The following is an 11444-nucleotide window of genomic DNA, read 5'->3' as shown; positions in this document are numbered from 1 at the left end:
GGCGGGGGCGGGCGGGGGGGCGGCCGGGGTCTCGGCGGCGGGCGCGCGCCGGGGCGGGCCCGGGGCGCGGCCGGGGCGCTCGCGACGGTCGGGGCGCTCCTGGCGGTGGGTGCGGCGGTCGCTGGCGTGGTGGCGGGGGTTGTGCGCTGTGCGAGGGTCGTTCCTCGCGGGGTGCCGGCCGTTCCTGCCGTGCGGCTGGGCGTTGCTGCGGGGGTTCCGTCACCTCATGGCGGGGCTCGGGGCGTTCCGGGCGGGGCTCGGGGCGCTCCTGGCGGGGCTCGGGGCGCTCCTGGCGGGGCTCGGGACGCTCGCGGCCACCACCGCCGCCACGCGGGCCTTCACCGCCCCCGCGAGGCCCTTCGCCACCGCGCGGGCCCTCGCCCGGTCCCCCCTGCGCCAGCACGATCGTGCCCCCCGTCTCTGCATCCGGACGGGCCGAGGCGGGGCCGGACAGGACGAGGCCGGGCAGGATCGTGCCGGTCAGGAGGAGAAGGCGGATGCTCCGCATCGAAGGTCACTCACGGTCGTTGATGAGGCCTTCGGAACAGAATGCGGGCCCAATGGTTCCCGTTTCCGCCGTTTCGTCTCCGGCGCCCGCGTCAGGGCGTACCCTGGCGGGGTGCCGTCGAGAACAGGTTCGGCGCGATGATCCGCACGGGCTGGCGCTCCTCCGGGCCGGCGGCCGACTCCGGCGCGGGGACCGCGTCCGAGGTGATGGCTCCGCTGCGCGAGGCCGCGTCGGCGGCGATTCCGGCGGCGGTCTTGTCCGCGCGGCCCACCAGGGTGAGGCGCACCTTGGGCGGACGCGACAGGGCCTCGGCCTGCATCGGCGTCACGAAGATGTCGCCCTTGTGCCGGACCAGCATGCTCTCGGCCTTGACCAGCGACTGCGCCCAGGTCTGGCCCTCACGCTTGCAGGAGCAGTTCGGGGTGAAGCTCGTGCGGAACTTGAAGGCGTTCGGCAGGGCCGTGTAGGCGCGGCTGCCCTTCAGGGTGGCGGCGTGCTTCAGGGCCTCGTCGCCGAAGGGCATGGAATAGGCCGCGGCCTCGGTGCCCGGGCAGAGGGCCTGGCAGAGCTCGTCGGCGCCCTCGCGGCCATCGGGCAGGTTCGTCATCGGGAAGTAGGCGCCGTCGCAGCTGCGCACGCAGATCACCTGCGCGCCGCCCCGCGCCCGCCTCTCGCCGGGGGTGCCGTCCGCGGCCTGGATGACGCTGCGGCTCGCCGGATCGGTGCAGGCGGCGGCGATCGCCTCCGTGAGCTGCCGGCGGCGCGCGGCCGTGACCTCGCCGTTCTCGGCCCCGTAGCCCGCGTTGAGGGCGCGGATGCGCTGCTCCACGGCACCGCATTGCGGGGGCCGCGAATCGAAGAACAGGAACCGCCCGCCCTCGCAGTTCAGGGTGCGGTAATAGGCGTTGAGGCGCCCGATCTCGTTCTGCAGGGCCCGCGCCGTGCTGGCGCCGTCGCTGAGGCCGGCGAGCTCGGAGCGGTAGCGCAGGCAGGCGGAGGTCTGCGCCTCGGCGGCGCCCAGCATCGCCAGCGCGGCGAGGGGGCCGGCGAGGGAGCCGGCAAGCACCCGGACGAGCGTGCGGATCGGAACGGGAATCAGCGGCATGACCTGATTGCGCGGGGTGGGGACGGGGACGGACGGGGCGCGCCGCGCGGCGGACCGGGAGCGGGGCGGCGAAGCGGGTCAACACAAGTTTATTAGCGGCCCTCGCGCGGTGGCGACACCCTTCCCACATGCGCCCGGGACAAACGGAGGGGAATGATACGATGATGTGGCTTCGGGGTCTCACAGCCGGCGCGCTGGCACTGGGAATGGGGCTCGCCGCACCGGCGGCGCGGGCGGACGATGCGGACCGCATCTTCGACAAGTCGACGGTCTGGCGCCCGTTGACGCCCAACGACAAGCTCGTGGTCTACGGCATCGACGACCCGTCCGTGGCGGGGGTCGCCTGCTGGTACACGCAGCCGGAGAAGGGCGGCATCAAGGGGACCCTCGGCCTCGCCGAGGACGTCTCCGACATCTCGCTGGCCTGCCGCCAGGTCGGCCCCGTGCAGTTCAAGGGCAAGTTCAAGCAGGGCGAAGTGGTATTCAGCGAGCGCCGCTCGCTGATCTTCAAGTCCATGCAGATCGTGCGCGGCTGCGACGCGAAGCGCAACACGCTGATCTACATGGTCTATTCGGACAAGGTGATCCAGGGCTCGCCCAAGAACTCTACCTCGGCCGTCCCCCTGATGCCCTGGGGCACCGAGCCGCCGCCGAAATGCGACGCGTTCATGGAGAAGTAGCCATGCGGGGCATGGAAAAATGATCGCCTGGGATCCGGGCCGTCCCTTGGGCGGCTCGGGACCGGTCAATCCTGGCAGGTGATCCGGATCGGGCGCTCGGCGGGTTTGACCACCGGGGGCGCGGGAATCGCGCCGGTATACTCGTCCTGGGCGGCGACGCCGAAGGAGCCGGCCGAGGCGAATCCCTGCGCCTCGCACCAGGCATTGGCCACCACCTGGCCGCAGGCGCTCTCGCCGTTGGTGAGGCAGTCGCCGACGCCGTAGCCCTCGCTCGAGGGGATGAGGAACGTCTTCTCGATCGCGGCGGGCGCCCTGGCGGGGCTCTCGCCGTCGCCGGCCGCGAAGGCCGGGGCAAGGGAAACCTGGGCGGTCAGGGCGAGAGCGAGGAGAGCGCCGAAAGTGGCGGCCGCGCGGCGCATGGGCAGAACCTTGCTGATGACGGGGGCATGGGTGGCGAAAATCTCGGAGGGTCGGGTTAACAAACCCTTTCGCCCGAGGACCGTTTTCGAGGAAAGCCGGTCCGGCGTCGTTCTCGAATTGCTCATGGTTTTGGAGTAGCCCAGGAACCACCGCCGGGCCGTCGCCTCCGCGCAACAGGGTGCGGGGCGGAACGCGGCGGCGATGTGGCGGACGGTTGGGTGCGCCGCCGCGAAAGCCGCGCGAAACCAAGGCGCTGCGGTGATCCAGGAACGCGCGGGCAGGCGGAGGCCCGCGTCGGTTGAGGGAAGTTTGATGGCCTCGATGTTGCGGCTCTACAACACGCTGACCCGCGAGAAGGCCGCCTTCGCGCCGATCGATCCGAGCCATGTGCGGATGTATGCCTGCGGCCCGACGGTCTACGACGCGGCCCATATCGGCAACGCCCGGCCGATCATCGTCTTCGATCTGCTCTTCCGCCTGCTGCGCCACCTCTACGGCGATGCCCACGTCACCTACGCGCGCAACGTCACCGACGTGGACGACAAGATCAACGCGCGCGCGGCCGAGCGCGGGATCACGATCCGCGAACTCACCGACGGAACGCTGGCAGCCTTCCACGCCGACATCCGCGAACTCGGCGTGCTGATGCCCGAGGACGTGAACGTGGCGGGCGAGCGCCCGCGCTTCGTCGAGCCCCGCGCCACCGATCATATCGGCGAGATGCACGCGATCATCGACGGGCTGGTGCGGGCGGGCCACGCCTACGTGGCGCAAGGACACGTGCTGTTCGACGTCCCCTCGATGCCCGATTACGGCGCCCTCTCGAAGCGGCCGCTGGACGAGATGGAGGCCGGCGCCCGCGTCGAGGTCGCGCCCTACAAGCGCTCGCCCCTCGACTTCGTGCTCTGGAAGCCCTCCAAGCCCGACGAGCCCGCCTGGCCCTCCCCCTGCGGCATCGCCGAGCCGGGGCGCCCGGGCTGGCACATCGAGTGCTCGGCGATGTCCTGGAAGCATCTCGGCGAGCGCTTCGACATCCATGCCGGCGGCATCGACCTCGTCTTTCCCCACCACGAGAACGAGGTGGCGCAGTCGCGCTGCTGCTTCGGGACGGACGTGATGGCCAATGTCTGGCTGCACAACGGCTTCCTCCAGGTGGAGGGGGAGAAGATGTCGAAGTCGCTCGGCAACTTCATCACGATCCGGGACGTGCTCAAGGACTGGCCGGGCGAGGTCGCGCGTCTCGCCATGCTCAAGACCCATTACCGCCAGCCCATCGACTGGACCCTGCGCGGCCTCGAGGAGGCCGCCCGGATGATCGAGCGCTGGTACGGGCTCGTGGGCGACACGCCCCCCGCGCCGACACTCCCCGAGACCGTGCTGGAGCCGCTGCTCGACGACCTCAACACGGCCGCGGCGCTGGCCGAACTCCACCGTCTCGACGATCCGGCCGCGCTCAAGGCCGGCGCGAACCTCCTCGGGCTGCTCACGCAGACCAAGTCGGCCCGCGAGCAGGGCTCGATCCAGGCGGCCGGCATCGACATCGCCCGCGTGGAAGCCCTGATCGAGGCCCGCCGCGCGGCCCGCGCCGCCAAGGACTGGGCCGCCTCCGACCGGGTCCGCGACGAGCTCCTGGCGATGGGCATCGCCGTCAAGGACGGCAAGGCGGGCACGACCTGGAGCGTGGTGCCCTGAGACGCGTCGCGGCCTGGAGCGAGGAGACCCCATGACGGCGTCGAGCGAGGAGGACGTGGCGGGGCTGACGCGGATCGGGCGCATCGTCGCCGACACGCTGGAGGCGATGGGCCGCGCCATCGAGCCCGGCATGACCACGCGGGAGCTCGACGGGATCGGCCGTGCCTTCCTGGAATCCGCCGGCGCCCGGCCGGCCCCGGAGCTGGCCTACGGCTTTCCCGGCGCGACCTGCATCAGTGTCAACGAGGAGATCGCGCACGGCATCCCGGGGGAGCGCCGGATCGGCCCGGGCGACCTCGTCAACATCGACGTCTCCGCCGAGAAGGACGGCTACTTCTCCGACACGGGCGCCTCCTTCGCGATGCCGCCGGTGACGCGGGCGGTCGAGCGGCTCTGCAAGGACGGGCGCCGGGCCCTCTGGGCGGGCCTGCGCGCGGTCGGCACCGGCCGGCCGCTCGCGGGCATCGGGCAGGCGGTGGGCAGCTTCGCGCGCAAGAACGGCTACACGCTGGTGCGCAACCTCGCCAGCCACGGGGTCGGCCTGTCGCTGCACGAGGAGCCGACCGCCATCGCGACCTGGCCCGACGCCTCCGAGCGCCGGATCATGACGGAGGGGCTGGTCTTCACCGTCGAGCCCTTCCTGTCCCTGGGGGCCGACTTCGCCGAGGACGGCGACGATCCCTGGACCCTCTACAGCCGGCCCCGGGCCCTCACGGTGCAGTACGAGCACACCGTGATCGCCACGCGCAACGGCCCGGTGGTCCTCACCATGCCGCGGGCCTAGGGCGCATTCCGACGAAGCGGGAACCGGTTCGTCGCGAAAATGCACGGCAAAACAAGCCCCGGGAGCCGCCGGCCCGTGGCAATCCGGTCGGCGCCTCCCGGGGACCGGACCGTCAGTTCAGCCAGGTCCCGACGAAGGACAGGCACGCCGTGTAGAGGGGCGCGCCCGCCGCGTCCCGGACGACGACGGTGTAGTTGCGATGGTCCCCGTCGCGGGGGACTTCGTCGGCGGCGATGGCCGGCAGCACCCGCTTGGCTTCCACGGTCGCGGCGGCCACGCTGGCGCATTCGAGGCCCTGAACGTCGCGCTGGATGTCGGCGCCGTCGTGAATGTCGAAGTAATAGCGCGGCAAAGGGCTCTCCACACGTCGAGGGCGGGAGCACAACCGTCTCTCAAGCGCGGAATGCCGAGAACGCGGCCGCGACGCTTTGCGTGTAGACGAATTTGCCCACGCACGCGCTTTCGCGTTTGTCGCACCGTCAGGCCCGATGGGGGTGCGATTCCGGACCGAGAGCCAGGATCGGGGGCGACTTCGATGGACATCGCCTGGTCGGACGCGGTGATCCGCATGAGCGGCGCCGTGGCCCTGGCCGAAGCCCGCGTCGATGCGCAAGGCGACGATTCTGAGCGAGGCGGCCGGGCGGGGGCAGGACATCGCTGCCGCCGCACTGCTGCTCCGGCGCCACGAGCGCAGCCTCGCCCTGCGGCGCGCCGTGTGTGCCGACCTCGTCGAATGCGCGCGGGCACGGCGGCCCCGGCGACGGGCAGGCGCACCTGGAGGCCACCCACCGCATCCGGCCGCTCGAACTCAGCGCCCTGATGGACCTGCACCGGCGCGCGGCCCCCGGCGGCCCGGGACGGCGACTACGACGCCGATGACTGATTCAACCGGGCGTTCCACGAGACCCTCTACCGGAGCACGCAGAACGGCGTCCTCGCCGAGCAGGCGCTGGCGATCCGCACGCGGCTCTCCGCCTTCCGGCGCACGCGGCTGCGCCACGATGCGCGCATCCACCGCTCGCACGACGAGCTCGGCGAGATCCTCGCGGCGATCACCGAGAGCGACGGGGACGCCGCCGCCGGGCGCATGCGGGCCCACATGCTGAACGCCGCCGGCGCCCTGCGGCTCGACATCCTCCACCACGGGTGACGGCCCGCGCCAGCGAAGCGTCGGCCCGCCGAGACGAGCCCGACCCCGTCGGATCGGGTCACATCTCTGGACCCTTTTCCCGACGCGCTGTCTTTCGGCGAACCTGCGGCCACGTCGCCGGACAGCGCTCCAGGGTTCGAACCCGATCAGCTTGACGGTGCGAAGGGTTGTTCAGGGTGGCGACCGGACCCTGGCCTTCCGCCTCGAAGCGGACGCTTCCGTCTGCGGCACGACGTTGTCGGCGGAAGCATCGATGCGATGCTCTCACAGGAGGATACCTCTGAGTGATGTCCTACAGCTTGCAACGGGATGTACCCTCGTCAGCATCCGGTGCAAGCCCGAGATGAGATGGGTAGATTGATTAGCGGTGGCGCTCGAACTGATCCTCGGACGAAGATGTTTGTTCAAGAGAGGTCGAATGAGCTTCGCATCCGCATTCCTCCCCCGCATCTGCCTCGGTGATTGGCCAGTTGGACTGCTTGCAGAGGAATGTGCACAAAAGCACCTGCGCGCGCCGATAATTGGTGTCTATGAACTTGTTCGATTCTGTTTTACATTTGAGAACTCGACCAGTCCTATGGAGGCTTCGATGGCGGACGAACTGTTGAAAGACAACCACAATGCCGCGCTTTCGGTCGACTGCGCAACCGAGGCCGCAAAACAAATTCCATCTGACAGCGAGCTTAATTTAGATGAGCTTAAAAATGTTAGTGGAGGAGGATATGTGAGCTTTATTATCGGGATGACCAATGCCTCGGTAGGTATAGGACGTTACTTCTACAATCTGACTAACGATTAAAACAAGATCATCATTCATCGCTGCAGCTCGACTGTTGACGGTCTTAGCGGCTGGTTGTTGCTGAGAGTCCGCCCCGGAACTCATGACGAACGCGCCAACCGCATGACGGAGATGAGCACGGAGGCGGTATAGGGGAAGGCTCAAGCGGAACGAGTGTCGCCTCGAGATCCTTCCAGAGTCGCCTGTTGCGGCTGGTCCAGGCAAAAAAAAGCGCGACGATCCAGCTTCGTATCAACGAGCGGACTTCTACGTTCGCCACGCAATCAATCCATCCCGGAGCGAACGGGCAACTATTCACCCATCCCGATCGTAGACCATAATCCATCAAGTCGCCGGGAAGCGGGCCTTTGCAGAGTTGGGTCGCAACCAGTCCCAAGAACGGTCAGGCTGGTTGCATGTCCACCCTACAGCACGGCCTTCAGCTTGTCGGCCATGGCCTGATCCTTGTCGCGGCGCGACGAGAAGGCCATCGTGAAGAAGACGCGCTGGACGCCGAGCTCGCTCAAGCGGGCCTCGCAGGCCTCCACCAGGGCGCAGATCTCGCTCAGCTCGCCCTCGATGTTGGTCCCGTTGGCGTGCATCTCGGCGTTCAGCGGGCTCGCATCGAGGATCGCCTTGATCTCCCGCACGTAGGGCGAGACCGAGGGGCCGACGCCCATCGGAACGATGCACAGATCCGCGACGACCTTCATGACGCTGCTCCCTTCGGTTCCCCCGCCAGAGGCGGCAGGTCCGGCCGCCTGTCAACCGCGGGCGGTTGCCAAATCGCCCCGCGCGCCGCAACCATCGCGGCCCGCACCGGACGCGTGCGCGACCAGACCTCACGGAGCCGGCCCATGCGCAGGCGCACCCTCGTCCTCGGCGCCGCGCTGGCGGCACTTCCCATCCGGGTCCGGGCGCAGGACGGCCGGACGACGCGGCTCGTCCTGGCCACGGCGACGCCGGGCGGCTCGTTCCCGGCCTTCGGGGAGGCCCTGGCCGAGGCGATGCGGGAGACCGATCCCGGGCTGATGCTCACCTTGAGGCCGAGCAAGGGCTCGCAGGAGAACCTCGCGCTGCTGCGGGCCGGCAGCGTCGACCTCGCCCTGGTGCAGGGGGAATACGCCTACGATGCCCTGGGTGTGGAAAAGGGCTCCGAGACGGGCCTCAGCGTCGTCGCGCCGGTGAGCGCCTCGCCTGGCCTCTTCGTAGTGCGGGCCGACAGCCCGATCCACGCCGTCGCGGATCTGCGCGGCCGGCGCGTCGCCCTCGGCACCCACGCCTCCGGCCTCACGGTGATGGGCCGCAGCGTCCTGCGCGGGTCGGGGATCGACCCCGACCACGCGATCACCCCGATCCTGCTCGACCGTGCGGGCGACGGGGCCGCCATGGTGCTGGACGGGCGGGCCGACGCCCTCTGGGGCGCGGGCACCGGCTGGCCGGGCTTCCATGTCCTCGCCGACGCGCCCGGGGGCGCGCGCTTCTTCGGGCCGGCGCCCGAGGCGATCGAGCCCATCCTGGCGCTGCACCCGTCGCTCCGGCGGGTGCGCGTGCCGGCCGGCGCCCTCCGGGGACAGGAGACGCCGGTGGAGACGGTGGGCTCGTGGAGCTTCGTGCTGGCGCGGGCCGGCGTCGAGGCCGGCGCGGTCGCGCGCCTCGTGCGGGCGATGGACCGGGGCAACGCGGCCCTGGCGCGCGCCTATCCGGCGGGCGGGGATGCCGCCCCGCGCAACCTCGCCTCGGCGGTGCCGGCGGCGTGGCTCCACCCCGAGAGCGCCGCCTATCTCCGGGAGACCGGCGCCCTGCGGTGAGGCGCTTGCCTCAAGTGCTTGCGTCAGAAGCGCTCGGCCACCAGGGCCTCGGCGGCGGGCGCCGGCTCGGTGGCCCCGGCGGCATCGCGCAGGAGGCCGACCACGTCCGACGCCTCGGCGGTCACGAGGTAGCTCAGGTCGAGCCCCGGGCGGATGAACCCCTGCGCGCGCATGTGGTCGAGGAGCGTCAGCAGGGGCGTCCAGAAATCCGCCACCGAGAGCAGCAGGATCGGCTTGTTGTGCTGGCCGAGCTGCGCCCAGGTGAGTTGCTCCACCAGCTCCTCCAGGGTGCCGATGCCGCCCGGCAGGGCCACGAAGGCGTCGGAGCGCTCGAACATCAGCCGCTTGCGGGTGTGCATGTCCTCCACGACGATCGTCTCCTGGATCTCGTCGAGCATGCGCTCGCGCGATTTCAGGAAGTCGGGGATGATGCCGGTGACGTGGCCGCCGTTCTCGATGACCGCGCGGGCCACGGTGCCCATCAGCCCGACATTGCCGCCGCCGTAGACGAGGCCGATCCCGGCCTCCGCCAGGGCCTTGCCGAGGGTCACGGCCGCCGCCGTGAAGGCCGGGTCGCCGCCGAAGCCCGAGCCGCAATAGACGCAGACGGTCCTCAACGGCGCCATGACGGACCTCCCCTGCGGGAAGCGACCAGGGCGCGCGTGCTGTCCACGCGCCAAAGTGCTGATTTTACGGGAGATCCGGCCTTGGGGCGGCGGGCTCGATTTGGTGTTCCGGTCATGTTCGTTAATATGTCGCCATCAATCGCCGGTTTGTCGACGGGCCTGATCCCCGCACGGCGGAATTCGGCCGCCGCGCCGGTGGACGAAGGAGTGGAGTGTCATGAGGGCGGAGTTGCGACGGAGCATCTTTCTCGCCTGCGTGGGGCTTCTGGCGGGCTTCGCCCTCGTGGTCACCCTCTACGGCGCGGGCACGATGTTCAAGCAGGGTCTCGCCGGACGCGGCGCATCCGAGGGGGAGGCCGTTCCCCTGGCCGCGCCGCCCGGCGACGGGACCACCGGGCCCGGGTCGGCCGCGCCGTCTCCCGTTCCCGCCCCGATTCCCGCGCCTGCCCCCGCCGGGGAGGGAGGCACGCCCCAGCCGGGAAAGCCCCGGGCGGCCCTGGAGGGGCAGCCGGGGGCGGATCAAGGCCCGGCTCCGCCGCAGGGCGAGGCGCCGAGCTTCGACATCATCCGGATCGAGCCCAGCGGCGAGGCCGTGATCGCGGGCCGGGCGCCGCCCAACACCACCGTCGAGCTGTTGCGCGACAACGGGCCGATTGCCCGTGCGCTGGTCGACCCGTCCGGACAATTCGCCATCGTGCCGCCCGCCCTGCCCCCCGGCAACAGTGAGATCACCCTGCGGGTGACCGGGGCCGACGGCCGGGCGCGCGTCTCGCGCGACAGCGTGTCGGTGGTGGTCGCCGCGAACCGCACCGCCAAGCCCCTCATCGCCCTGACCTCCCCCGACAAGCCCACCATCGTGCTCTCGCAGCCCGATCCCGTGGCCGCCCCACCCGCGCAAGCTGGGACCCGGCAGGCCGCGACGGCGAAGCCCGGGGGCGAGAAACCGGGCGCCGGCATGGCCGGGACGGGCAAGACATCAGGCCAGATACCGGGCAAAGCGCCGGGCAACACCGCCGGCACGACGCCCGATGCCGACCGGCTCGCAACGAACGTGCCCGGGGCGGCCGGCGCGAAGCCCGAGGCGGACAAGGCCGCGCCGATCAAGATCGTCAGCGTCGAGGCGGAAGAGGGCGGCCGGCTCTACGTGACGAGCCAGGCCCGGCCCGGCGCCACGGTGCGGCTCTACCTCAACGACACCCTGGTGGCCCCCGGCAGCGCGGGCGCCGACGGCCGCGTCAGCTTCACCATCGGGCGGGGCGTGCGCCCGGGCGATTACCGGATCCGGGTCGACCAGGTCGATCCCGTCACCGGCACGGTGAAGACCCGCTCCGAGGTCGCCTTCACGGTGCCGGCCAGCGTCGCGCGGCCGGACGCATCGGCGGGCGCGGCCCCGGCACCCGCCCAGACTCAAGGTCGGGCCCAGGCCCAGGCCCAGGCCCAGAGTCAGGCTCAGGCGCAGGCGCCCGAGGGCCGGACCGCCCCGCCGGCCCGCCCGACGACCGGCGGGGCCGCGCGGACGGAGCCCCCCGCTCCACCGGCCGCAGCGCCCGGCGCCCTCGCGGCGATGGCGCCGCCGAACCCGGCGGTGCCGCCGAACCCGGCGGTGCCGCCCAATCAGGCTGTGTCGCCGAACCAGGCGCCACCGCCTGCCGGGGGGCCCGTCGCCGTCGGAGGGCCGGACACGGCGGCGCGGCCGGCGCCCGAGGCGGGCCCGTCCGGCGGAACCCCGACGGTCTTCGTGCCGGAGATCGGCACCGCGCGGATCGTCCGGGGCGACAGCCTCTGGCAGATCAGCCGGCGCATCTACGGCAAGGGCACCCGCTACACGGTGATCTTCGACGCCAACCAGCCCCAGATCCGCAACCCGGACCTGATCTATCCGGGCCAGAT

Annotated in this window: 12 protein-coding genes and 2 pseudogenes; 7 read left to right on the top strand and 7 right to left on the bottom strand. The window is 71.1% G+C overall.

Translation table 11 applies throughout. The features are described 5' to 3' along the window. Positions 1–219: 219 nt before the first annotated feature. Positions 220–366, bottom strand: coding sequence for a hypothetical protein (locus MKK58_RS26855; RefSeq protein WP_279578375.1), 147 nt, complete (start codon positions 364–366; stop codon positions 220–222). 233 nt (positions 367–599) lie between these two features. Continuing rightward, a complete protein-coding gene (locus MKK58_RS13940; RefSeq protein ID WP_243912619.1) occupies positions 600–1613 on the bottom strand; it encodes a DUF2865 domain-containing protein in 1014 nt (337 codons plus the stop codon). A 161-nt stretch (positions 1614–1774) separates the two neighbouring features. Here MKK58_RS13940 and MKK58_RS13935 point away from each other — a divergent pair, with 161 nt between their 5' ends. Continuing rightward, positions 1775–2293: a CreA family protein gene (locus tag MKK58_RS13935; RefSeq protein ID WP_409565246.1), complete on the top strand. Its 519-nt coding sequence runs from the start codon at positions 1775–1777 to the stop codon at positions 2291–2293. Between the two features lie 65 nt (positions 2294–2358). Here the strand turns inward: MKK58_RS13935 and MKK58_RS13930 are convergent, their stop codons facing one another. Beyond that, positions 2359–2712: a hypothetical protein gene (locus MKK58_RS13930; protein ID WP_243912618.1), complete on the bottom strand. Its 354-nt coding sequence runs from the start codon at positions 2710–2712 to the stop codon at positions 2359–2361. A gap of 313 nt (positions 2713–3025) precedes the next feature. On the opposite strand from MKK58_RS13930, the gene cysS reads away from it, so the two are divergent. Together cysS and map are read left to right on the top strand one after the other, a co-directional pair. Beyond that, positions 3026–4405 (top strand): cysteine--tRNA ligase, encoded by a 1380-nt coding sequence (cysS, locus tag MKK58_RS13925; RefSeq protein WP_243912617.1) that lies wholly within the window; start codon positions 3026–3028, stop codon positions 4403–4405. A 31-nt stretch (positions 4406–4436) separates the two neighbouring features. After that, positions 4437–5189, top strand: coding sequence for a type I methionyl aminopeptidase (gene map / locus MKK58_RS13920; protein WP_243912616.1), 753 nt, complete (start codon positions 4437–4439; stop codon positions 5187–5189). 112 nt (positions 5190–5301) lie between these two features. Here map and MKK58_RS13915 read toward each other — a convergent pair whose 3' ends face one another. After that, positions 5302–5541 (bottom strand): DUF6894 family protein, encoded by a 240-nt coding sequence (locus MKK58_RS13915; protein WP_243912615.1) that lies wholly within the window; start codon positions 5539–5541, stop codon positions 5302–5304. Between the two features lie 428 nt (positions 5542–5969). On the opposite strand from MKK58_RS13915, the pseudogene MKK58_RS13910 reads away from it, so the two are divergent. Further along, positions 5970–6339 (top strand): annotated as a pseudogene (locus MKK58_RS13910) (FCD domain-containing protein); the annotation flags it as partial. Positions 6340–6757: 418 nt separating this feature from the next. Then, complete coding sequence (locus MKK58_RS13905; RefSeq protein WP_243912614.1) at positions 6758–7138, top strand: hypothetical protein; 381 nt, start codon at positions 6758–6760, stop codon at positions 7136–7138. An 80-nt stretch (positions 7139–7218) separates the two neighbouring features. On the opposite strand, the pseudogene MKK58_RS27150 reads toward MKK58_RS13905, so the two are convergent. Both MKK58_RS27150 and MKK58_RS13895 read right to left on the bottom strand, forming a co-directional pair. Next, positions 7219–7367: pseudogene (locus MKK58_RS27150) on the bottom strand (IS5/IS1182 family transposase); the annotation flags it as partial. 175 nt (positions 7368–7542) lie between these two features. Beyond that, positions 7543–7830 (bottom strand): MTH1187 family thiamine-binding protein, encoded by a 288-nt coding sequence (locus MKK58_RS13895; RefSeq protein ID WP_243912613.1) that lies wholly within the window; start codon positions 7828–7830, stop codon positions 7543–7545. Between the two features lie 144 nt (positions 7831–7974). Here MKK58_RS13895 and MKK58_RS13890 point away from each other — a divergent pair, with 144 nt between their 5' ends. Then, entirely contained in the window at positions 7975–8928 is a 954-nt protein-coding gene (locus tag MKK58_RS13890; protein ID WP_243912612.1) for a TAXI family TRAP transporter solute-binding subunit, read from the top strand. A gap of 23 nt (positions 8929–8951) precedes the next feature. Here the strand turns inward: MKK58_RS13890 and MKK58_RS13885 are convergent, their stop codons facing one another. Next, entirely contained in the window at positions 8952–9554 is a 603-nt protein-coding gene (locus MKK58_RS13885; RefSeq protein ID WP_243912611.1) for a TIGR00730 family Rossman fold protein, read from the bottom strand. Positions 9555–9771: 217 nt separating this feature from the next. Between MKK58_RS13885 and MKK58_RS13880 the strand changes: the two genes are divergently transcribed. Then, the coding region (locus MKK58_RS13880; RefSeq protein ID WP_243912610.1) for a LysM peptidoglycan-binding domain-containing protein at positions 9772–11444 on the top strand (1673 nt) is incomplete at its 3' end.

It is taken from the genome of Methylobacterium sp. J-078 (assembly GCF_022829285.1).
GTDB lineage: Bacteria > Pseudomonadota > Alphaproteobacteria > Rhizobiales > Beijerinckiaceae > Methylobacterium.
This window is presented reverse-complemented; position numbering and strand designations above follow the sequence as displayed.

Excerpts from the sequence above, each read along its gene's own strand:
- MKK58_RS13895 (WP_243912613.1), bottom strand. The coding sequence starts at position 7,830 with ATGAAGGTCGTCGCGGATCTGTGCATCGTTCCGATGGGCGTCGGCCCC.
- MKK58_RS13905 (WP_243912614.1), top strand. The coding sequence starts at position 6,758 with ATGAGCTTCGCATCCGCATTCCTCCCCCGCATCTGCCTCGGTGATTGG.
- MKK58_RS13940 (WP_243912619.1), bottom strand. The coding sequence starts at position 1,613 with ATGCCGCTGATTCCCGTTCCGATCCGCACGCTCGTCCGGGTGCTTGCC.
- MKK58_RS13885 (WP_243912611.1), bottom strand. The coding sequence starts at position 9,554 with ATGGCGCCGTTGAGGACCGTCTGCGTCTATTGCGGCTCGGGCTTCGGC.
- MKK58_RS13930 (WP_243912618.1), bottom strand. The coding sequence starts at position 2,712 with ATGCGCCGCGCGGCCGCCACTTTCGGCGCTCTCCTCGCTCTCGCCCTG.
- MKK58_RS13935 (WP_409565246.1), top strand. The coding sequence starts at position 1,775 with ATGATGTGGCTTCGGGGTCTCACAGCCGGCGCGCTGGCACTGGGAATG.
- map (WP_243912616.1), top strand. The coding sequence starts at position 4,437 with ATGACGGCGTCGAGCGAGGAGGACGTGGCGGGGCTGACGCGGATCGGG.
- cysS (WP_243912617.1), top strand. The coding sequence starts at position 3,026 with ATGGCCTCGATGTTGCGGCTCTACAACACGCTGACCCGCGAGAAGGCC.
- MKK58_RS13890 (WP_243912612.1), top strand. The coding sequence starts at position 7,975 with ATGCGCAGGCGCACCCTCGTCCTCGGCGCCGCGCTGGCGGCACTTCCC.